The 22,269-nt window shown below is 62.5% G+C and carries 19 protein-coding genes and 1 tRNA gene; 6 read left to right on the top strand and 14 right to left on the bottom strand.

Annotation, left to right across the window (positions count from 1 at the left end; genetic code table 11):
• Positions 1–28: 28 nt before the first annotated feature.
• Together JQ600_RS32330 and JQ600_RS32325 are read left to right on the top strand one after the other, a co-directional pair.
• Positions 29–943 (top strand): PaaI family thioesterase, encoded by a 915-nt coding sequence (locus JQ600_RS32330; RefSeq protein WP_212262883.1) that lies wholly within the window; start codon positions 29–31, stop codon positions 941–943.
• Between the two features lie 190 nt (positions 944–1,133).
• Positions 1,134–1,616, top strand: a complete 483-nt coding sequence (locus JQ600_RS32325) for a dCMP deaminase family protein (protein ID WP_283815738.1) — start codon at positions 1,134–1,136, stop codon at positions 1,614–1,616.
• A gap of 26 nt (positions 1,617–1,642) precedes the next feature.
• Here JQ600_RS32325 and JQ600_RS32320 read toward each other — a convergent pair whose 3' ends face one another.
• The 4 genes from JQ600_RS32320 to JQ600_RS32305 all read right to left on the bottom strand — a co-directional run bounded on the left by JQ600_RS32320 (position 1,643) and on the right by JQ600_RS32305 (position 7,259).
• On the bottom strand, positions 1,643–2,935 hold the full coding sequence (locus JQ600_RS32320) for an ABC transporter substrate-binding protein (RefSeq protein WP_212392348.1): 1,293 nt from the start codon (positions 2,933–2,935) through the stop codon (positions 1,643–1,645).
• On the bottom strand, positions 2,932–4,830 hold the full coding sequence (locus tag JQ600_RS32315) for an adenylate/guanylate cyclase domain-containing protein (protein WP_212392347.1): 1,899 nt from the start codon (positions 4,828–4,830) through the stop codon (positions 2,932–2,934). The genes JQ600_RS32320 and JQ600_RS32315 overlap by 4 nt, the downstream gene beginning before the upstream one ends.
• A gap of 306 nt (positions 4,831–5,136) precedes the next feature.
• Positions 5,137–5,913, bottom strand: coding sequence for a potassium channel family protein (locus JQ600_RS32310; RefSeq protein WP_212262886.1), 777 nt, complete (start codon positions 5,911–5,913; stop codon positions 5,137–5,139).
• Between the two features lie 62 nt (positions 5,914–5,975).
• A complete protein-coding gene (locus JQ600_RS32305; RefSeq protein ID WP_212392346.1) occupies positions 5,976–7,259 on the bottom strand; it encodes an MFS transporter in 1,284 nt (427 codons plus the stop codon).
• Between the two features lie 277 nt (positions 7,260–7,536).
• On the opposite strand from JQ600_RS32305, the gene JQ600_RS32300 reads away from it, so the two are divergent.
• Positions 7,537–8,544: a tripartite tricarboxylate transporter substrate binding protein gene (locus JQ600_RS32300; RefSeq protein ID WP_212392345.1), complete on the top strand. Its 1,008-nt coding sequence runs from the start codon at positions 7,537–7,539 to the stop codon at positions 8,542–8,544.
• A 164-nt stretch (positions 8,545–8,708) separates the two neighbouring features.
• Here JQ600_RS32300 and JQ600_RS32295 read toward each other — a convergent pair whose 3' ends face one another.
• The gene (locus JQ600_RS32295) at positions 8,709–9,704 is read right to left on the bottom strand and encodes an MBL fold metallo-hydrolase (RefSeq protein WP_212392344.1); all 996 of its coding nucleotides are present in this window, start codon (positions 9,702–9,704) and stop codon (positions 8,709–8,711) included.
• Between the two features lie 262 nt (positions 9,705–9,966).
• Between JQ600_RS32295 and JQ600_RS32290 the strand changes: the two genes are divergently transcribed.
• Positions 9,967–10,137: a hypothetical protein gene (locus JQ600_RS32290; RefSeq protein WP_212262890.1), complete on the top strand. Its 171-nt coding sequence runs from the start codon at positions 9,967–9,969 to the stop codon at positions 10,135–10,137.
• Between the two features lie 98 nt (positions 10,138–10,235).
• On the opposite strand, the gene JQ600_RS32285 is transcribed toward JQ600_RS32290, so the two are convergent.
• Both JQ600_RS32285 and JQ600_RS32280 read right to left on the bottom strand, forming a co-directional pair.
• A complete protein-coding gene (locus tag JQ600_RS32285) occupies positions 10,236–11,312 on the bottom strand; it encodes a tartrate dehydrogenase (RefSeq protein WP_212490302.1) in 1,077 nt (358 codons plus the stop codon).
• A 79-nt stretch (positions 11,313–11,391) separates the two neighbouring features.
• Positions 11,392–12,381, bottom strand: a complete 990-nt coding sequence (locus JQ600_RS32280; protein WP_212262892.1) for a tripartite tricarboxylate transporter substrate-binding protein — start codon at positions 12,379–12,381, stop codon at positions 11,392–11,394.
• A gap of 135 nt (positions 12,382–12,516) precedes the next feature.
• Between JQ600_RS32280 and JQ600_RS32275 the strand changes: the two genes are divergently transcribed.
• Together JQ600_RS32275 and JQ600_RS32270 are read left to right on the top strand one after the other, a co-directional pair.
• On the top strand, positions 12,517–13,422 hold the full coding sequence (locus JQ600_RS32275) for a LysR family transcriptional regulator (protein WP_212392343.1): 906 nt from the start codon (positions 12,517–12,519) through the stop codon (positions 13,420–13,422).
• Between the two features lie 125 nt (positions 13,423–13,547).
• On the top strand, positions 13,548–13,724 hold the full coding sequence (locus tag JQ600_RS32270) for a hypothetical protein (protein ID WP_212392342.1): 177 nt from the start codon (positions 13,548–13,550) through the stop codon (positions 13,722–13,724).
• Between the two features lie 136 nt (positions 13,725–13,860).
• Here the strand turns inward: JQ600_RS32270 and JQ600_RS32265 are convergent, their stop codons facing one another.
• From JQ600_RS32265 to JQ600_RS32235, 7 genes are all read right to left on the bottom strand, one after another.
• On the bottom strand, positions 13,861–14,277 hold the full coding sequence (locus tag JQ600_RS32265; RefSeq protein ID WP_212262895.1) for an META domain-containing protein: 417 nt from the start codon (positions 14,275–14,277) through the stop codon (positions 13,861–13,863).
• A 202-nt stretch (positions 14,278–14,479) separates the two neighbouring features.
• On the bottom strand, positions 14,480–14,845 hold the full coding sequence (locus JQ600_RS32260) for a hypothetical protein (protein ID WP_409363359.1): 366 nt from the start codon (positions 14,843–14,845) through the stop codon (positions 14,480–14,482).
• A gap of 22 nt (positions 14,846–14,867) precedes the next feature.
• A complete protein-coding gene (locus tag JQ600_RS32255) occupies positions 14,868–18,002 on the bottom strand; it encodes an efflux RND transporter permease subunit (RefSeq protein ID WP_212262896.1) in 3,135 nt (1,044 codons plus the stop codon).
• Between the two features lie 11 nt (positions 18,003–18,013).
• Positions 18,014–19,699, bottom strand: a complete 1,686-nt coding sequence (locus tag JQ600_RS32250; RefSeq protein WP_212392341.1) for an efflux RND transporter periplasmic adaptor subunit — start codon at positions 19,697–19,699, stop codon at positions 18,014–18,016.
• Between the two features lie 74 nt (positions 19,700–19,773).
• A complete protein-coding gene (locus JQ600_RS32245; protein WP_212392340.1) occupies positions 19,774–20,247 on the bottom strand; it encodes a hypothetical protein in 474 nt (157 codons plus the stop codon).
• Positions 20,248–20,459: 212 nt separating this feature from the next.
• Positions 20,460–21,014, bottom strand: coding sequence for a hypothetical protein (locus JQ600_RS32240; protein ID WP_249136199.1), 555 nt, complete (start codon positions 21,012–21,014; stop codon positions 20,460–20,462).
• A 678-nt stretch (positions 21,015–21,692) separates the two neighbouring features.
• A tRNA-His gene (locus JQ600_RS32235) sits at positions 21,693–21,769 on the bottom strand.
• Positions 21,770–22,269 lie beyond the last annotated feature (500 nt).

Genomic DNA, 22,269 nt, shown 5'->3' with positions numbered 1-22,269 from the left:
ATCGATCAATATGGTCTAGAACGTCCGTATGTCCGAAGCATCAAAAGTCGACACGCCGCTGCCGTTTGACGAACTGGCCGACGCCATCAAGAGCCACCGCTCCGTCTATGGGCACATCAGCGGACTTCAGCTCGACCGCGCCGCCCCTGGCGAAGCCTGGTCGAGCCTGCCCTATCGCCCCGTTTTCGTCGGCGACACCGGGACCGGCGTGCTTCACGGCGGCGTCGTCACCGCGATGCTCGACGAGAGCTGCGGCATGGCGGTCCAGCTCGCGCTCGACGGCACGCGCGCGATCGCAACCCTCGACCTGCGCATCGATTACCTGAAGCCGGCAACGCCCGGCCTCGACATAAGGGCGCATGCAATCTGCTACCGCGTCACCCGCTCGATCGCCTTCGTGCGCGCGACCGCCTATCAGGAGACCGAGGACGACCCTGTCGCCACCGCGACGGCCTGCTTCATGGTCGGCGCCAACCGCACCAACATGCTCAAGGGCCGCTCGAGGGAGGATCTCGCGCTGCCGACGCTTGAGGCGCCGGAAGATCCGACCGGCCCGTTCGCCCAAAGCCCGTTCGCGCGCTGCCTCGGCATCCGCGTCAGCGAGGACGGCACGCTGGTGATGCCGTTTTCACAGAAGATCATCGGCAACCCGATCCTGCCCGCGATCCATGGCGGGATGACCGGCGCCTTTCTCGAAACCACCGCCATCGTCGGCGTGACGCGCGAACTCGGCGTGTCGCTGCCGAAGCCGATCGGGCTGACGATCAATTATTTGCGCTCCGGCCGCGCGCTGGACAGCTACGCCAACGTCTCGATCGTCAAGCAGGGCCGGCGCGTCGTCGCCTTCGAGGCGCAGGCCTGGCAGGACGACCGGACCAAACCGATCGCCTCGGCATTCGGGCATTTCATGCTGAGGCAAGCGCCCGGCGCGGACGAGGAATAGGCGTATCCTAAGCGTTAAGCTTACGAACCAAGCAGTCATCGACAAGCGGCTACCGCCGGGCTTAAATCTGTCAGATGCTGACCGCGGCCACACGGGCATTAACGGGATGTTGATGCTCTCGCTGTTGTCTCGCCATGGTTGATGGTGGAACATTGGCGCATAGAGCGCACTGATTTTTGAGGGAACGGTATTGCTGGATCCAAAATGGGATGAGCGATTTATGCTCCTGGCGCATCATCTGGCGACCTGGAGCATCGAGAAAGGGCGGCGCGTCGGCGCCGTGATCGTCGGGCCGGATCATGAAATCCGCTCGACCGGCTTCAACGGGCTGCCGCGCGGCGTTCGCGATGACCTCGAGGAGCGCCACTCCCGTATCACCGGCGCCAAATATATCTGGAGCTGCCACGCCGAACAGAATGCGATCTTCAATGCGGCCCGCATTGGCGTCGCGCTCAAGGGCTGCACCATCTACGTTCCCTGGTTTCCCTGCGTGGAGTGCACCAAGGCCATCATCCAATGCGGCATCACGGCGCTCGTCGCCTACGAACCCGACCGGCCCAACTCGAATTGGGCCGAGGATTTCTCCATCTCCGGTCAGATGCTGAACGAAGCCAACATCGAAGTTCGGCTGATTCCCCGGCTCGCCGAACTACCCGACGCCACCGAAGAGTGAGGCTCCCACCTCAATCGTGCGGGCCGTCACCAATCCTTGTAGGTCGGCTCGGTGCACCCGCCGCAAATCCAGGGAAAGGTCCAATCGGCAATCCGTCTGGCGCTGTCGGGAAGATATCTGCTCCAGACCGACGCCTTGATCGGGCTGATTGACCGCCAGACCACGTCATAACTTCCGGAAGCTTCGAGCTTGCCGATCATGGCCGGCTTGGAGAGGAGATGATTGGTGTTCATCACAACCTCAAAACCGCTCGGCGCCCTTACGCGCTGGCCGTACATCGCTTGCCGGACCGCGCTGACGTCGGCGGTGCCGGCCTGGCTGACGGCCTGCGCCCACATCCGAAAGCCGATCAAGGTCGCCTCCATCGCATCGTTTGTGGTCTTGTCCCGCTGCTCGTTGAAATCCGCCCACATCTTGATGAACGCGTCATTTTCCGCCGACTTGACGGACTGGAAGTAGTTCCGCGCCGCCATGTGCCCGGCGAACTTGCCGAGGTCCACGCTGCGCAGCTCACGTTCGCTGACGGAGAGCGCCATGAACGGAATTTTGCTGACGTCGATCTGTTGCTTGACCAACTCGGCGTACAAATGAACGTTTGAGTCCCCGGTGACGGTCGAGATCACCGCGGTCTTTTTTCCTGATGCGGCGAATGACTTCACGCGTTCGACGATCTCCCGCCAGTCGGACTGGGTCGGCGCTCCATAGATCGTCGTAATGTCCTCCAGAGACACGCCCTCGGCCGCAAGATAGGCGCTCAAAATCTGGTTGGTCTTGCGCGGATAAAGATAATCGGTCCCGAGCAGAACCCATCGGCGAACGTCGCCGCCTTCCTTGCTCATCAGGTACCGAACAGCGGGAATGGCCTGCTGGTTCGGTGCTGCGCCCAGATAAAAGATGTTACGGGAGCTCTCTTCACCTTCGTATTGAATGGGATAGTAAAGCAGCCCGTTCATCTGCTCGAAGATGGGAAGAGCCGCCTTTCGCGCAAGAGAGGTCCAGCCGCCGAATACCACCGCGACCTTGTCCCTGGTCAGCAACTCGCCGGCTTTTTCCGCAAAGGCATCCCAGTCCGATTCGGGGTCGGCGACAACAGGCTCCAGTTTCTTTCCGAGCAGCCCTCCCTTCTTGTTCTGGTCCGCAATGAGCATCAGCACGGTGTCCTTCAGGACGGACTCGCTGATTGCCATGGTGCCGGACAGGGAGTGCAGAATGCCGACCTTGATCGTGTCTTCGGCGGCGTGAACAGCCGACGCAGTGAAGCCCAGCCAGAGTGTGAGCAGCGTCGACAATATCCTGCAAGGGATCGGCGTCCGCTTCATGTCGATGCTCCCAGCAGTTCAAAAATGCGGGTTTCCCTGGTCATGCCCTTGGCAACCACGGCATCAAGAGCCCTGAACTTGAAGAGATCCCCAACCCGCCGGAACACATCCTCACTGACCAGGACCGTTGTCCCGGTTTGCTTGTTCAGGCCCTCGAGACGGGCCGCCAGATTAACGGTGTTGCCCAGTGCCGTGTAATTCATGCGCTCGGTCGATCCGACATTGCCGACCACGGCCTCGCCGACATGAATGCCGAACCTTGTAATGAACGGCTGCAATCCGCCGGCCTCGAATTCGGCGTTAAGGCGTTCACCGGCGGCCCTGGCTGCCAACACCGCCCGGCAAGCGCGCGCCACATGGTCGGGTTGCGGATTGGGTGCATTCCAGAACACCATCACGGCGTCGCCGATGAACTTGTCGACCGTGCCCCCTTCGGCGAGGAACGCCTCTGTCATCACGGAGAAGTACCGCGACGTCTGCCGCATCAGGACGTCAGGATCGGCCGACTCCGCAATGGTGGTAAACCCCTGGACGTCGGTAAACACCAGCGTGATGTCCTGCTTTACGCCGCCGAGTTCGGTTGAGATGGAATTATCGATCAACCCGCGAACGATCTCCTTGGGAACGAAATGCGCGAACGACCATATCGCCCGCTGCGCGAGATTCATGTTGCTGCCCAGCGCGTGGATCTCCCTGATGTAGGACGTCACCGGCACGAGTTCGGGTTCAGCCAGGGTCTGCAATTGGCGCGCCTGCGCGGTAATGCGCTGGATGGCCCGGGACATCTGGCTGCCGAACATCCAGACGACCGGAATGAAGCCCGCGCCAACCAGGATCGCGAGGACCAACCCATTGAACTGGAGCTCGCGGACGTTCTGGACGAAGTCATCCTGGGCCGCCAGCAGCAATATGTTGCCGCTGTAGCGTTCGCCGAGCGCGAACTTCGTCACCCTGAAGAGAAAGCCTTTCCCTGTTTCGTCCTCGATGTTTCCTTCGTAATTGTCCTTGTTGTACGCACCGCGTATCACCGAGGCCACGATTCCCTTGTTGATCTCGTCGATGCTGGGCAATGACGATCGGGCCGGGTGCGTCATCGCGCTGGTCACCAGATCTGAAAACTGGGGGTGGGCGATGATCGATCCCGCCTGGTCGAAGATCATCACCGTGCCGTGCTGTCCCGCCCGCTGCGCCTGGACGAATTCGCTGAACGTATCGAGCTTGAGATCGGCGGCGATCACGCCCGGCACCTTGCCGCGCAGTGGCGCGCTGACGGTGATGACCGGGGCGCCAATACTGAACGAGAGATAGGGTTCTGAAACATACGGCCGGTCCGCCTGCATCGTCGCCCAGTACCAGGAACGTTTACGGGTGTCGTAGCCGTATTTCCACAGATCGATTTCATCGATCTCGTTGCCTTGCTTGTCCTGGAAGATCCGCCGCAGCGGCAGTTGACCTCCAGCGGTCGGACGAATGAGACTGATTGCGATGTCTGCGTTGGAAGGCGCGCGCAGGCGTTCGCGCTGCTCTTCGGTAAGGTCGCTGATGCGCCGCACCTGCAGCCAGGCGCCGTTCTCGAAGCCGGCATAGATGCTGTCCATCTGCGGCAATTCCTGCAGCGCGGCCTTGAACAGCGGAATGGCGCGGCCGGTCTCGCTTCGTTCATCGGAGTCGGCCACGCTTGAACTGGTAGCCAGCACATTGACCAGCGATGAAATCGCGGACAGCTCGCCTCGAAGACGTCCAAGCACTTTGGTGCTGGTTGCATCCATGTAGGCAGACGCGGCTTCGTGGGTGGCGAAGCGCAGCGACCGGAGCTGAATGGCGATCAGCAGCACGGTCAACGCGACGATAAACGCCATGACCACAAACGTGATGGAGGTCCGGAATGTGAACATCTGCGTTCCGACTCCCAGGCCACCGCGGATCGCACCTGGCGAGCGTTGCGGCGCAAAAGGCTTTCGCACATGGCCGATGCAACCGGCGCCTGTCGCCACCTTGCAGGTGGCATCATCATCCATGGCAACGCTGTTGTCTATTGCATGGGTCTATTGCGCGGCAGTCTACCCCAAATAGGGCATGGTTTCCGTACGACCGCTCCGGCCAGAGGTTCAAACGCCGGCGATGATGCCGCCGCCTTCGGAGAGTAAGCGTTTAAGGCAAATACCACTGTACGAAATTATCGTAATTTCCGCGCGGCTCGGCTACGTCGCCCCTTCGTCGGGAATATTCAGGACCACACCACACGCCTTGCAGTGCACGGCATCGCTGTCGTGGCGCTGCAGGCCGCAGGAGGGGCAGGGAAAACGCACCTTGCTCGGGGACAGCAGCGCGCGGGCGAGATTGAAGAACAGCGTCACGCCGAAGATCATGATCACGACCGTAATCATGCGGCCGACCGTTCCGCGCAGGGTGATGTCGCCAAAGCCGGTCGTCGTCAGCGCCGTGACGGTGAAATACAGCGCGTCGGCATAATTCGTGATCTGCTCGTTACGAAACTTCTGGGTCTCGTAGACGATCGCGGTCATCACGAAAATGAAGACCGCAAGATTGGTGACGGCAAAGATCACTTCCTCGTTGCGCCGGAAAAACGTGCTGTCGCCGCGCAGCCGGGTCAGCATCTGAACCTCGCGGAGCAGCCGCAAGGTGCGCAGGATGCGCAGAAAGCCGCCCGCTTCTCCCGCCAGCGGGGCCAGGAATGAGGCGATCGCGATCAGATCGGTCCAGGTCGAAATGCGGGTAAATGCCCGCAACCGGCGCCGGTTGATAAACAGGCGCGCCGCGAAGTCGGCCAGGATCACCGCGCCGAACAGGACGTCGAGCGTTTCGACGATCTCGCTTGGGGGCAGGAACGACGTTACGACGATGAACAGCACCGTGACGATGTCGAACGCCAGCAGGGCGTAGCGAAAACGGACGCCGAGCGGCGTGTCGCTTTCGTAAAGCTGCCGGATATTGCTTTTCAGCGCGCCGAGGTTCATGGCGGCATGTTCACAGGTTTACCCGCATCATGGCAAGCCATGCAGGGCGCCGCGCCGAGGCATCACGCGGTGGCCGCCCGGGCGCGCATTTCGTCGCTGGGCCTGACGTCCTGCGAGCGGCTGTAGATCGCAACGGCCGACATCAGCACCACGGTGAGCACGCCGAACAAGGCGCGGTAGGCGGTCTCGGAGCGGGTGCCATCGGCGAGAGGCTCGAACCCGCCGACGATGATGCCCGACAATGTCTGCATGCAGGCGACGCCCAGCATCACGGCGGTGTTGATGGTCGCAATGCCGCGCCCGATCAGCCGGTCCGGGAAGATGCCGCGGCCGTGGGTCATTACCATGGTGCTGGAGGCGCTGAAGAAACCGATGGCGACGATGGCGCCGACGGGCACCCAGACGGGCGGGCGGGACGCGAGCGCCAGCGTCGCAAGCATGGATATGGTCACCATCGTGCCGCCGATGGCGATCCATTTGCGGGTGTCGAGCACGCGGTCCAGGGGGCCGAAGGCGACGATGCCAAGCTGGTAGGTGATCACGGCGGCCAGCAGCACGTTGCCGGCCTCGATCGGGCTCATGCCATACACCTCGCGCAGGAACGAACCGCCCCACAGGCCCTGAACGGTGAAGGTGCAGGCATAGTTGCAGAAATTCATCGCCAGGATCGGCCTCAGGCGCGGATTGCCCAGCACCTCGATCAGGCCCTGCAGCATCTGGCGTGGCGGCTCCGGGGTGCGGTCGAGAAACGGGTGGCCGGCCGGCGCGTCGCGCACCACCAGCCACACGGCGATGGTGGCGAGTGCGATGAAGACGACGACGACGCCGAACACGGCGCGCCAGCCGACGGCCTGCGAGGCCCATGCCAGCGGCGTGGTGGCGAAGAGATTGCCGAGCAGTCCGATCGACAGCACCATGGCGGTGAGCGTGGAAAAACGATCCGGTGGAAACCAGCGCGAGATCACCACCATGCTGCCGATCAGCATGACGCCGAAGCCGGCGCCCATCAGAACGCGGCCGGTGAGCAGCACCGGCCAGGTCGGCGCCAGCGTGAAGATCGCAGCGCCTGTCGTGGCGAGGATCAGCATGCAAGCCACGGTGCGCCGGGGTCCGAAATGGTCGAACAGAAGGCCGCAGGGGATCTGCATCGCGGCGAAGCCGAAAAAGAACGCGCCTGTCAGCGCGCCCAAGGCTTCCGGTCCGATGGCGAGGTCGCGCATCAGGTCGAGGCCGATGGTGACGTTGGCGGCGCGGAAAAAATGGCTGGCGACATAGGCCATGGCCAAGGTCGCGACGATGATCAGGCCCCGGCGGTGGGCAAAAGGGCGCCGCAACGCGGAGCTCATCGACTGGGGGGTATCCCTCTTGTTGTTTGTTGCCTGGCAGGCGTTTCCAATCACCGAGCCTATGCGGCCTTGGCAGGCAGTTCAAGGTTGGGTCTGACGGTTGGCCGTTTTCCAGGGGCTGCGCGAGGCGATGAATCGAACCTCTCTGCTGCAGTGCATGATTCCGTTTGCAGGCCAATCGAGCATTCGATGAAGATTGTTGCGGCGCGCCGGGCTTGCGGTGAAACAAGGCCACCCATAAGAACGTGGATCGACATCGCTGGAGGGAGGCAATCTGGTGGTTAAGCTCTCACATCGTCGCAATGTCATGAACGCGGTGATCACCTTTGCATCTGCGATCGCCTTCGCAGTCCCGCTGGCGGCAAGCGCGGTCGTGCATGCCGCTGAGTTTCCAGCGCGCAGCATCACGCTCATTGTCCCCTACCCGGCCGGCGGCGGCGTCGACGCCATGGCGCGCGTGGTGGCGCAAAAACTGTCCGATGCGTTCCGCCAGACCGTGACCGTCGACAACCGGGGCGGCGGCGGAGGAACCATCGGCACCCGCGCCGTGGCGCGCGCCGCGCCTGATGGCTACACGCTGCTGCTGGGCCACACCGGCACCCTCTCGATCAACCCCAGCCTCTACACCAAGCTCGGCATGGACCCACGCAAGGATTTTGCGCCGATCGGTCTCGTCGCATCGATGCCCGTGGCCCTGCTCGCGCATCCGTCGTTTGCCGCCAAGACGGTTGCTGATGTGATCGCGCTCGCCAAGAAGGAGCCGGGCAAACTCAATATCGGCACTTCGCCGGTCGGCACCGGCGGCTACATGTGCGCGGAACTGTTCAAGGCCGAATCCGGTATCGATGCCGCCATCATTCCCTACAAGGGCACGGCGCCCGTGATGAACGACCTGCTCGGCGGCCATGTGCCGGTCGCGTTCGGCGTGCTGCCGCCGGCGCTCGGCAATATCGCGGCCGGCCAGTTGCGCGCCATCGCCGTCACCAGCAAGCAGCGGTTCTCGCTGTTGCCTGACGTGCCGACTTTCGACGAATCTGGCATGCCCGGCTTCGAAGCCGTGCTGCATTACGGGCTGCTGGCGCCGTCAGGCACGCCGCCGGAGATCGTCGAAATCCTCAGCGCCGAGCTGCGCAAACTCGGCAGCGATCCGGAGGTGCAAAAACGCATCCGGATCGAAGGCGGCGATCCCCTGGCCTCGACACCGGCCGAATACGCTGACGACATCGACAAGGAAGAGAAGAAGTGGAGCAAGCTCGTGCATCAGCTCGGGCTGAAGGTGGAATAGCGCCGGCTACTGCTCCCTCGCCCCGCGCTTGCGGGGAGAGGGTCGGGGTGAGGGCTCTCTCCGCGAACGCTGATGCAAATTGATAGACCTGTACCCCCTCACCCGGATCGCAAGTGCGATCCGACCTCTCCCCGCAAGCGGGGCGAGGTGAAGCCGACCCCACATCAAATATTCGGATTCCACATCACCGGAATCTCCCGGTAGCCGCTGCCGTGTTTCTCGACATGCGCGAGCGACGGGAACGGGTAATGAAAACCCTGCACCCGCATCCTGTCGGCCACCAGCATGTCGTAAACCTTGCGGCGGGTCGCTTCCGCCATCGCCGGGTCCTGATCGTAAAAGACGTGCCAGTCGGGATGACGGACGAACAGGAACGGGACGTGGGTGACATCGGATTGCACGTAGACGGAATCCGAGCCGGAAGCGATCACGAACGAGCTATGGCCGGGCGAGTGCCCAGGCGTACCCTGCGCGGTGACGCCGGGAATCACTTCCTTGCCCCCCTCATAGGTTCTCACACGCTTCAGAGCCTCCGGCGTGAACACCCGCCGCACATTCTTGAAGACGCCCTCGATACGGCCTTTGGGGGCGCGACTCATTTCGCCGTCGTCCATCCAGTACTGGTGTTCCCTGGCGGGCACGAGGATCTCGGCATTCGGATAGGTCAGTGAATTGTCGTCCATCAGGAGGCCGTTCATGTGGTCGCCGTGATAGTGCGAGATGATCACGACATCGACGGCATTGCGGTCGATGCCCGCGGCGGCGAGATTGGTCACGAACTGGCCGGCGGTGCCGTTGCTCTTCTTGTAATTGCTCTCGCCGGTGCCGGTATCGATGATCGCCAGCTTCGATCCGGTGTTGATGGCGATCGGGTTGTACGGCGTGGTCATCATGTCCTTTTCCATGAAGACCTCGGCGAGCGCGGCGTTCACCGCATCCTTCTTGATGTTGGTGACGTGATCCTCCGCCATCTTGAAGCGGTTGACGCCGTCGGTGGCCACGGTCACCTCGATGCTGCCGATCTTGTAGCGGTACCAGCCGGCGGTCTGCTTGCCCGCTGGCGGCGTCGCGGCGCGAACTGGCTGACTGAACGGCAGGCTCGTGGCCGCTGCCGCGCCTGCGGCAGCCGACAACAGATCGCGGCGCGTGAAAGCCGTCATAGGCGTCTCCCCTCAATTATTTATCCCGGGATTTGGCTCCCGCATTGGCGTGAATACTCCTGATTTTTGGGACCTTCCGCAAGCCGAAGCCAGACCGAATCTTCGGAGCCGGCCGGTGCGGGAGCTACCCGGCCCGCATTTTCTCACCCGCCCCCCGCCTGTCACCTGGGGAACAGCGCGCCGGCGCGGCAGCAGGCATTGTCCTCCTCACCGGACAGCGGACGCGATGGTCGCGCCGCCCGGAGCAAAGGGAGATACTGCGATGAATACCAGGATCAGGAATGCCGATACCCTCGACACGCGCGCGCTTGCCGACCACGAACTCGAAGCCGTCACCGGCGGCAAGGCCACCTATTACCAAATGGGAGGCCATTGGTACATTGTCGGTCACAACAAGTACGGCCAGTCGACCGGCGCGGTCCGCGTGACTTGATGGACTCTGCCGGACCTGCAAAGCAAACCGGCAATGCAAAGGGCGGCCGCAAGGTCGCCCTTTCTTCGTTTCGGATCGCTGCGACGGATCGCACGATCTCAGTCGTTGGCGCCGTGGATGGAGGCAACGACCGCGGCCGTGACCTCGTCGGTCCTGGCCTTGCCGCCGAGGTCCGGCGTGTGAAAGCGGGGATCGGCCGTGACACGCTCGATCGCCTGCATCAACCGCGTCGCGGCTGCCGGCTCGCCGAGGTGCTCCAGCATCATCACCGATGACCAGAACGTCCCGACGGGATTGGCGATGCCTTTGCCGATGATGTCGAAGGCCGAGCCATGTATAGGCTCGAACATCGAGGGATAGGTCCGCTCCGGATTGAGATTCGCGGTCGGCGCGATGCCGAGTGAGCCGGCGAGCGCGGCAGCGAGATCCGACAGCACGTCGGCGTGCAAATTGGTGGCCACCACGGTATCGATGGTCTCCGGCTTCATGACCATGCGCATGGTCATCGCATCGACCAGCATCTTGTCCCAGGTCACGTCCTTGAACTCGGCCGCGATCTCGGTCGCGATCTCGTCCCACATCACCATGGCATGGCGCTGGGCGTTGGATTTGGTCACGACGGTGAGCAGCTTGCGCGGCCGCGACCGCGCGAGCTTGAAGGCGAAGCGCATGATGCGCTCGACTCCGGGACGGGTCAGGATCGACACGTCGGTTGCGACTTCGAGCGGCAGGCCCTTGTGGACGCGGCCACCGACGCCGGCATATTCGCCTTCCGAATTTTCGCGGACGATCACCCAGTCGAGCTCCTTGCCGTGCACGTTGCGCAGCGGGCTGGTGATGCCGGGCAGGATCCGCGTCGGGCGGACGTTGGCGTATTGATCGAACGGCTGGCAGATGGCGAGCCGCAGACCCCACAGCGTGATGTGATCAGGCACGTCAGGCGCGCCGGCCGAGCCGAACAGGATCGCGTCGTGGTTCCCGATCTGGTCGCGGCCATCCTCCGGCATCATGATGCCGTGCTTCTTGTAGTATTCAGACCCCCAGTCAAAATGATCGACCTTGAATTTGAAGTTGCCGTCGCGCTGGGCCAGCGCGTGCAGCACCTCGACACCCGCGGCAATGACTTCGGTGCCGATCCCGTCGCCCGGGATGGCGGCTATGGCGTACGTCTTCATCGATTGGTCTCCGGATTGCGAATGTCGTTGTTCAGCCATGGGTGACCGGCCGCTTGCGACGGCGGGTTCAATTTCGAGCTCAGTTTCCCTTGGCGCCTGCTGCCTTGATCACGGCGCCCCAGCGCGGCACTTCGGCTGTTAGATGCGCCTTGAGCGCCGCCGGCGTCGCCAGCTCCGCCTGGACCGGCTCGGTGCCGAGATTGGCAAACCGCTCGATCACCTTGGGGTCCTTCAGCGCGGCCTGAAGGGCTGTGACCAGCTTGTCGGTCACCTCTTTCGGCAATCCCTTCGGGGCCCACATCGCATGCCAGGCCGAGACCTCAAATCCCTTGACGGCGCCGCCGTCGAGCGTCGGCAGGTCAGGCAATGACGAGACTTTGGCTTTGGTCGTGACCGCAAAGCCCTTGATCTTGCCTTCCTTGATCTGGTTGGTGGTGTTGGTGGTCTGGTCGCACATCACGTCGAACTGGCCGCTGAGCAGGTCGTTCATGGCCGGCCCGGTGCCGCGATACGGAATCCCGTTCATCTGCACGCCGAGCTCCTTCATCAGCATCAGCATGCAAAGATGCGAGGCGGAGCCGATGCCGGCATGTCCGTAGACGGCCTTGTCGCCGCTCGCGCGAATCCACGCCACGTACTCGGTCACATTGTTGGCAGCAAGTGTCGGCTTCGACACCAGGGTCATCGGCACGTCGGTGATGCGGCCGAGGTGATCGAAATCGTCGACGACATCATATTTGAGGGAGTCGTAGAGCGCGGGTGCGGTGGCATGCGCGATGTGCCAGATCGCGAGCGTGTAGCCGTCGGCGGCCGACTTCGACACGCGCGCCATGCCGAGCGTGCCACCGGCGCCGCCGACATTTTCGACCAGGATGGTCTGGCCGAGGCTTCGGCCCATCGATTCCGCGATCAGGCGGGCCACGGTGTCGGTCGGCCCTCCGGCCGCCGCCGGAACGATGATGGTGACCGGTTTTGTCGGAAAGGCGGTCTGCGCGAAGGCCGTGGGTGACGCCCATAGCGACGCGGCCGCGAGGGCGCCGGAAAGGATCGTACGACGATTGAACCGCATTGGGTCGCTCCCTGCAGAATTCGTTGATTGGCTGATTTCAGCGCTTCCGGACACGCTACGGCTAAAGGCCACGCGCCTTCAATCGGCATACGATTATACAAATATTTGATATAATCTGCCGGAGGAGGACGAAATATGGAACTGCACCAGCTTCGCTGCTTCGTGGCGGCGGCCGAGGAGCTGCATTTCGGGCGCGCGGCCCAACGGCTGGAAATGCTGCCCTCCGCGCTCGGCCGTTACATCCGCCTGCTCGAAGACGATCTCGGCACCCGCCTGATGACGCGAACGACGCGCAGCGTGACGCTGACCGATGATGGCGTCGTCCTGCTCAAGGAGGCCCGCAATCTGCTGGCGCAGGCGGACAATCTGGCGGTCAAATTCCAGGCGCGGGGCCGCAAGCAGGGCGCGATCATCCGCGTCGGCGCGATCGACAGCGCAGCGGCGGGACTGCTGCCGATGCTGCTTTCCGACTTTCGCGAACAGAGACCGGATGTCACGGTGAAATTGACGGAAGACAAGACGATCCGGCTGTTGCCGGCGCTGCTCTCCGGCCGGCTCGACATCGCCCTGGTGCGCCCGCCGGAAAAGCCCGACAAGCGGCTCGAATTTCTGTTTCTCCTGCACGAGACGGCCGTCGTCGCGGTGCCGGATCATCATCGCCTCGCGTCGAGAAAACGGGTGACCGTCGCCGATCTTGCCGAACAGCCGCTGATCGTACCCGAGCGCCGGTCGCGCCCGCATAGCCACGATCTGACCATGAAACTGTTTGCTCAGGCTGGACTGCAGGCGCGAATCATCCAGATTGCCAATGAAAAGCAGACCATCGTGAACCTCGTCGCGGCCGAACTCGGCGTTGCCATCGTGCCACGATGGACATCGCGAATGGCGGCGCGTGGCGTTCGATTTGTTCCGCTCGCGGGGTCAGACATGAACCGCTTGCCGCTCGCAGCCGCCTGGACCCGCGGCGCGCGCGATCTCATCAGGGACGAAATGCTGGAGATCCTCAAAGCTTCGCTTAAGCGCTATGCAAAGGACGCGTGAAGTCAGGACGGGTCACGGAACGAGTCGTGGGCTGAGTGATCTGGATCACAAACAAGCCGGGTCGGAGAAAGGCAAAGTCCCGTTCGTCGCAGCATCGTGCGGCGCCTAACCAAGGGAAGACAGCCATGACCGATTTCACTCCCGTCAAAACCGAAGCATTGACATCAGATGAACTCGACCGCGTTGCGGGTGGCATCATCATCGTGAGCGGATTGCAGCGCCAGTTTACCTCCAGGCTGGACTGGGTCGCGCTCAATCCGCAGCCGCTGCCGCCGAAGGTTTTCTTTTCATTCCGCTGGTAGCGGCAACTGCCGCCGGCTCGGCTCGCGCGCCTGGAGCCTTTGCCGTTCCGATTGAATCGGAATGGCAAAGGCTCCAGATTCCAGATTTGACGCGTTTTCTTGACGCGAACCGGTATCCACTTCGCTTGAAAACGCTTTAGTTCGTATTGAGCCGGAACCGCAGCGTCCTGGTGCCGATGAACGATATCGCATCGCCCTGCCGCTTCCAGGTCGCGGCATCGGTCAGTGCGGCAATCAGTTCGTCGTCAGCCTGGGCGCGATTGGGCGGACAATTGCGGTTCTCCATCGCGCCGGCGACGAAGATCACGGTGTTGCCCGCCACCGAAAACTGCCCCTTGCCGCCCTTGCACCAGAGTTCGAGCACCACTTCGCCGGCGTCGCCAATCTCGAGATTCGGTATCCGCTTGGAGCCAGGCTGAGGCGGGACATCCATGGTCATTTCCATTCCGAACGGAAAGCCGTTGTCGGCCTGGGCTTGACCGGCATTGGGGACGGAAACCAGCAGCACCGAGGCAACGCCTGCGAGCTTCACCATGCGCGCGAATGAAACCATACAACCTCTCTCGAAAAATCCTCAACCCCGATATCGCGCCGTTCTATTGAACAAGTATGTCATTGGCTAGAGCCGTCCGGTTCAGACCGGCTTCTTGTCCTGCCTCAGCCAATGCGCAAAAATGCCGCACCGACGAAAAAATCCCCGCGGGCTGCGCCGCGGGAATTTCATTGATCGATCTGGGCCTTGCTTCGCAATCCGCTCAGTCGAATTTTGCCTGCGCCGTCTTTCCATCAGGACCGGTCAGTTGAACGACACCTTTTGGCTGAACCGGCAATGCGACGCTGGCGGTGCCGGAAAGCAGCGCGCTCCCGGCAGGCTGCAGCAGGATTCGCTGGGATTTGCCGCCGACAACGAGGATGGCAATCGCCTTGAAGCCGGTTGCCGGGATCGATTTCTGGTTCTCGTCGCTGACGAACAATTCGAGCTTGTCGGATTTCGAAACCAGTTCGACGTGATACGAACCGGCATGGGCGACCCACCCGCCATTCGTTCCCTTCTCGTCGTGCGCCGAGGCGCAGGTCGACCAGGCCAACATGGCCGCAACCATCAGAAATTTCGCATTCACCGTCATTCTCCGCATGTTGATGTCAAAAAGCTTCGGCGGCTGAATTTGCCGGGGCCGTTCCCGCCTTGCCGTCGGCACCTCGCCGCAGCCGCTCCAGAGGAGCTTCGCCATAGCGAAGGAAGAGAACGGGCGTCAGCAGCGTGTCGAGCAGGGTCGCGCTGAGGAGACCGCCGAAAATCGTCACGGCCACCGGATGGAGAATTTCCTTGCCGGGATTTGCCGCATCGATCAGCAGCGGCACCAGCGCCACGCCGGCCGCCATCGCCGTCATCAAGACCGGCGTCAGCCGCTCGACGCTGCCGCGAACCACGAGGTCGTGGCCGAACGGCATTCCTTCTTTCAGCGCCAGGTTGATGTAGTGGCTGATTTTCAGGATGCCGTTGCGAACCGCAATGCCGGTCAGCGTGACAAATCCGACCATCGACGCAACCGAGAGCGGTTGGCCCGCCAGCCAAAGCGCCGCGACCGACCCGATCAGCGCCAGCGGGACGTTGCCCATGATGATGAAGGCGAGCACGGTCGAGCGGTAGCGGCTGTAGAGAATGGCAAACACCAGCAACAGCGACAGCAGCGAGAGTACGCCGATGGTCCGGCTTGCTTCCTCCTGGGCCTGGAACGTTCCCTCCAGCCGAACATAGAAGCCTTCGGGAAGCCTGGTCGACGCGGTCACCTTCCGGATCGCCTCGATGATGTCGGTCATGTCGGCCGTCCCGTCGGCGTTCGCCAGCACCACCACACGACGGCGACCGTTCTCGCGCAGGATCTGGTTGGGGCCTTCGGTCTCCTTGACGTCGGCGATCTGCCGGGCGGGGATCCATCCGGCCGGCGTTTCGATCAAGAGGTCGCCCAGGGTTTGCGTGGTGCGAAGCCGATCCGGCAGCCGCATCGTGACGTCGAACCGGCGATAGCCGTCCACCACCCGTGAAATAACGCGGCCGTTCGAGAGCCGGCTGAGCTGCTGGATCACGGCGGCCGGCTGCACGCCATAGAGCGCGGCACGGCCATAATCGACGCGGATTTCCAGCTGCGGAATCAGCACCTGCTTTTCGACCTGCAGGTCCGTGAGACCCGGAATCTCCGCCAGCTTGCCGCGCAACATGTCAGCGGTCGCGCGCAGGCTGTTCAGATCGTCGCCGAACACTTTCAGCGCAATTTCGGCCCGAACGCCCGAAAGCAGATGGTCGAGCCGGTGCGAAATCGGCTGGCCTACGTTGATCGCAGCGGGAAGCACGGCGAGTCGGGCCCGGATATCCGCGACGATTTCGGTCTTTGGCCGTTTCGTTGGCTTGAGATTGACCTCGAGGTCCGACGAATGGACGCCTTCGGCATGCTCGTCGAGCTCCGCCCGCCCGGTTCGCCGGCCAACGGTCTTGACCTCGGGCACTTCAAGGATGAGGCGCTCGGCAATCAACCCGACGCGATGGGATTCGGCGAGCGAGATTCCCGGATTGAAGAGCATGTTGATCGTGAAGGTGCCCTCGTTGAAGGGCGGCAGGAATGCGCGGGGAAGATAGAATGCGGAAGCCGCCGCGATGACGACCGCCGCGAGTGCGGCAGCCATCAAGGCGCGCTGATGGTGGAAAACCCGTTCCAGCAAGGCCGCATTGGCGCGCTTGAGCATCGCTACCAGCGCGCTGTCGCCATGATCGAGGCGCTTGAGATGCGGAAGCATGTGATACGCCATCACCGGGGTCAAGGTGATGGAGACCGCAAGGCTGGCGAGAATCGAGATGATGTAGGCCTGACCAAGCGGCGCAAACAGCCGGCCTTCTATACCCGACAGCGCGAACAGCGGCACGAACACCAGAACGATGATGGCGGTCGCATAGACGATGCCGGAGCGCACTTCCTGGGATGCCGATACGACGACGTCGAACGCCGGGCGGGGATGCTCCAGGGCGCGATTTTCGCGCAAGCGCCGGAAGATGTTTTCGACGTCGACGACGGCGTCATCGACCAGCTCGCCGATGGCGATGGCGATGCCGCCAAGGGTCATCGTGTTGATCGACAGGCCGGCAAAATAGAACACGACCGCGGTCGTCAGGATCGACACCGGGATCGCAGCCAGCGAGATCGCCGTCGTCCGCCAGTTCATCAGGAACAGAAACAGCACGATGGCGACGACCGCGCCGGCCTCAAGCAGGACACGCTCGACATTGCCGATCGAGGTTTCGATGAAATTGGCCTGCCGGAAGATGATCTGGTCGGCCTTCATGCCTGTTGGCAGCGAGGCCGTGATTTCCTTCAGGGCCTGTTCGATCTCGCGCGTGAGCCGGATGGTATCGACGTTCGGCTGCTTCTCGACCGAGACGACCACGGCGGGCTTGCCCATATAGCCGGCGTCGCCGCGCTTGACCTTGGGTGCGAACTCGACGGTGGCGACCTGCTTGAGATAGACCGGCCCGCCATTGACCTGCGCCACCACCACGTTGCGAAGGTCGTCCAGATTGGTGGTCCGCCCGATGTTGCGGATCAGATATTCGCGGGCATGCTGATCGGTAAATCCGCCGCCGGTATTAACGCCGAACTGATTGAGGGCGAGCTCGACCTGCTCGTAGGTGACGCCGAGGCTGCGCAGCGCCGGCGGATTGGGCGCGATCCGGTATTGCCGGACCTCGCCCCCCATCGGAATCACCTGCGCGACACCGGGGATCGTGAGCAGCCGCGGCCGCACCACGAAGTCGGCGGTCTCGCGGACTTCCATCGCCGAAGCGCGGTCGCTGGTCACCGCGACCAGCAGCACCTGGCCCATGATGGAGTTGATCGGTCCCAATTGCGGAACGGTGTTGGGCGGCAACTGGGTCCGGATCAGATTGAGGCGCTCGCCGATCTGCTGCCGGTTACGATAGATATCGGTACCCCAGTCGAATTCGACATAGACGATCGAAAGGCCGATTCCGGAAACCGAGCGCACCCGCGTCACGCCGGGAACACCGTTCATCTGGGTCTCGATCGGAAAGCTGACGAGCTGTTCGACCTCGGGCGGCGCGAGCCCGTCCGACTCGGTCATGATCGTGACCGTCGGCTTGTTCAGGTCGGGAAACACGTCGACCGGGAGCCGGCCGGCGCTGAAGATGCCGAGCAACACCAGGGCCAGCGCAGCCGCCATGACCAGCAGGCTGTTGCGCAGCGACTGTGTGACGAGAAAGCGAAACATCTGCCTGCTCCTCAGCGCACTTGGTCGAGGAGTTCGGCGCCCTGCACGACAAGACGCTTGCCTCCGGCGAGGCCGGTGGCAATGAACACGCGGTCGCCGTCGAGGGGTTCCACCCGTACCGGGCGCTGTTCGAAGCGCTCGGGCGCGACGTGCTCGTAAACCACCTCCTGGCCGTTGGCGTTGCGCACCAGACTGGCCCGCGGCACCGCAAGGCCGACCTTTTCCTCATTGGTGGTGGCCAGGACCGTGACGAACTGCCCGGCGCGAAGGCCGGAATGGTCGCCCTGAATCGCGAACTGGACCGGAATGGATTGGTTGCGGTCCGCAAAGCCGGAGCCCTGATAGACCAGCGTGAAGATGCGATCGGTCCCGAGGTTGGCGGTCGCGCTGCGAACGCCCGCCAGCGGGTCGAAGCTGCGGGCTTCAACCCACAGACGGGTCGGATCGATGATGTGGAAGATCACGGCATTTGACTGGGCGATTTGTCCGGCTACCGGCGTGCCCTCGGCAATCACACCGTCGACCGGAGCCACCAGCGCTTCGGGCTCACGGCGCGCCCGGTCGAGCGATCCGCGTCGGTCTTTCAGTCCCTGCAGCTCCGACCTTGTGTCTTCGAGCTGGGAGCGGGCAATGGCGCCGCTCGGCACCAGCGTTTCATAGCGGGCGAGCCGGCGCTCCACGATGGAAATCTGCTGGTCGAGTTCGCCCTGGCGCTGGCGCATATCCGACACGTCGATGGCCTGCAGCGGCGGGTCGACATAAGCGAGCACGTCGCCTTTCTTGACCGGCGTCCCCAGCCTTGGAAAACCGCCAGGCGGGGCTGAGAGGCGGCCGCCCACCGAAGCCTGCACGAAGCCGCTGGCGTTCGGATCGGGAATGATCCGGCCCGGCAGCTCGATGGCGCGCGGGTGCGCGCGGGATTCGGTCATCACGGTACGAAGGGCGAGAATGTGTTGCGTGCTCTTGGGTACGAACACGCCTCCGTCAGGCAGACGCTGCGCGAGGTCGCGAGCCGACTGCATCGCTGCTGCCGGAGCTGTGTGATCATGGCCGTCATGGGAGCGGGATGGGTTGTTGGACAGGACGAACGCGCCGGCGACGAGGAGAACCATTGCCGCCGCTCTGCGACGCCGCCGGATCAGCGCCATGACGCCGATGCCGGCAGCAAGCCCGGCCAGGATGGCGATCAACAGCGCCGGGCCGTCATGATTGAAGTGATAGCCGACCTCACCCGCGATGGCGGAGGTCGAGAACCACGAAGTCGGTCCGGCCTTGGCCCCCGGAGCATCCGGAATCACCAGCCGGGCGGGCAACACATCCACATTGCCGTCTTTCGCGACCGTGAAGATCAGGTCGTAGGCGCCCGGCTTGCCGGACCAGGGCGCGTCGAGGCGATAGGGCTCGCCCGGCCTGGCTTCGGCTTTCTGCGGCCCGGCGGGCGTTTCGATTTCGATTTCGGCGCCATCCACCGGCTCGTTGGTTGCGAACCGGTCGAGATAGATGACGAGCACGCCTTCGCGCGCAATCGCAACCAGTTCATGCGCGTCCGAGTCGCTCTCGGCACGCGGCGCGAGACTGGCGCTCGGCGCCGGAACGGGCGCGCCATGATCGTGGCCTTCGTGCGCCAGCACCGGGCCTGCCGTGAGCAGGAATAACATAGCCGCCACGCACCGCGCGGCACGGAACAAAAAGGACATCTGAATAACTCACCTGAGAAGAAGCGTGTTCTCGCTCGCGCGGCCGGCACGTCGTGCCGCCGCGACATCGTTGCTCAGGTGAACGCTCGGGGCGGTTTGCGCAGGCTTGCGGGCTCTATGCCCGAAGCAAGCACGGCACCGGTGACATCAAGACGGTGCGAATGAACCGCGGGAGGCAAACATTGCGAGGCTGCAACCAAAGCGGCGCCGCCGCAGCACCCCATGCCCGCCCCGCAACAACCGTCCACGCATCCGTCCGCATCGATCGGCGCTGCGCCCGGCGGTCGACCTGCGGTCAGGATAAGCTGGTGCGGGATAGAAGCGGTCGTTTCGGCAAAGACGTCGTTGGTGAACGCAGCCTTGGTGAGGTGATGCGCCACCGGCGCATGGGCGCCGTGAGGCACCGCATGATGATGAACGTGGACATGTCCCTGCGTGCGGTGGGCCTGGTCGGCATGGGCGCGGGCCAAGGCAGGCGCGAATTGAACGGCGATCAGGACGATCACCGCACAAATAAACTGCCAAAGCTTTGGGTTCGCGTTCATCATGCTCACAATATCACAGGGCTCTCGGCACTGCATAGGTCAGGTTAAAGATGGCTAACGCGTACCGCGGGCCATTCATCTTTCTGTCGTCTTCAGGCCAGCAACGGTTCACGAGGCTTTGATGAACGGGGCCGCTGGTCCGGACAGGGTGTATATTCACGCTCGAAACTGAATACTATTACGGTCCGCATCCGTTCAGGACGCGCCCCGCAACCTCAGTTGAATTTGGCTTGCACGGTTTTGCCATCGGGCGAGGTCAGTTGCACCACCCCCTTCGGCTGCGTCGACAGCGCATCGCTGGCGGTTCCGGAAAGCCGCGCGCTTCCGGCAGGTTCCATCGCAATGCGCTGGGCCTTGCCATTCACGACAAAGATGCCAATGGCCTTGAATCCGGTTGCCGCGATCGGCTTCTGGTTCGCATCGCTGATGTAGAGATCGACCTTTTCGGATTTCGAAACCAGCTCGACATGATACGAGCCGGCATCCTCGACCCTGCCGCCATTCGTGCCCTGGTGATCGTGCGCCCAGGCACTGGCGGACGAAGCCACGAGCGCAGCAACCATTAGAAACGTCTTCATTGTCATTCTCCAGATGTTCGGTTGCCGACAGGCGTCAAAGGTATGTGGGCAAGGTGGATCAACGGCGATCCACCCGAGGTGGTAAGCCGGCCGACGGCTGTCGGCCGGCTTTTTGTCGTTAGTGGTGGTGGTGACCGTGGTGGTGATGATGGCCGTGGTGATGATGGTGATGGCCATGATGATGATGGCCATGCCAGCGCCAATGCCAGTGATGGCCATGATGGTGATGACCGTGATGGTGATGGCCGTGGTGATGATGACCGTGATGGTGATGCCAATGCCCCGCGCTGCTTGCGGAGACGCCGGCGACCAGGATGACGGTTGCAGCGACTGCAGAGAGGATTGCTTTACGAAACGACATGGTAGCTCCTTGGGTTGTGGTAGCAGGGGATCTGCTCCGTAGTTCGAACCCTATGATCGTTGTCGGCGGCTGAACGTGAGCTGAAACACGTTGGTGCACTCGCCTCTACTTGAAGCGTGGACATGCAAGCGAATTCGCAAGGCAAATCAGACACGAACTGAACATTCATCTCGGCATGCGCCACAATGACGCGCGTCGAAATTGCTTCGTCGTCGATCGTGTCGATGTGTCGAATCGTGTGCATGGCTGTTTGACGCGCGCGTCATTCACATCGTTCATGGAAAATTTCTGAACAGTTGTTCAGGTGTCCGCTCGGCGATGAAGGGAAAGACGATCGCCAGCACTATTGAAGGTCGCAACCAGCGCCGCGACATGGCGCAATTCCTTGCTGCTCACTTGCGACGTCGGCCGCAGTGAAACTCGGGTTCGGCAAATAGTCGGTTCGGCTCGATGGAGAACCAGGCAAATGGACGTTTGTGATGGAAGCTGATCTGACCGCCTTGAAAGGCTGGTACAGTTGGGTGGGTTCGAACCACCGACCTCCTGTTCCACAGACAGGCGCTCTAACCAACTGAGCTACAACTGCATCCTGCGCGAAGCCCTTGGGAAGGATTGCTTCGGCTATCCGTGATGACTACAGCAGGCATCATCGACTGAATGTGAGTTACCGCACACAACGGATCGGACGACGCGCAACAGCCGCGCCGACAACCTGCACATGATCCTTTGGCCGCGACAAAACGACCCGACGGGCAAATCGCTTCTGGTTTACGGAAATCATGTCAAGCCCTGAAGTAAAAAATATTTCTGTTTTACAGAAGACCAAATCAGTTTATATGAGAGCCATCCCGTCCTACTCAGAAGGGCGTCGGCCGTCGTCACGGACGTTGGACGGGTTGCGGTGGACGCTGGTTTGCGCTGAGACGATGGCGCGGATTAGCGTACGGCAAAACCGTGTGGTCCTGGCACCCGTTGCAGGTGTCAAGCTGTCGGGTAGGCGAGAGCTGAACGGCAGCGACGGAGTCAACCAAGAACTCGTCTCCGGGGAGATCACGGCATAAGCCGTAAAGCCATTGCGCAGGGAAG

It is taken from the genome of Bradyrhizobium sp. AUGA SZCCT0176 (assembly GCF_018130145.1).
Taxonomy (GTDB): Bacteria; Pseudomonadota; Alphaproteobacteria; order Rhizobiales; family Xanthobacteraceae; genus Bradyrhizobium.
This window is presented reverse-complemented; position numbering and strand designations above follow the sequence as displayed.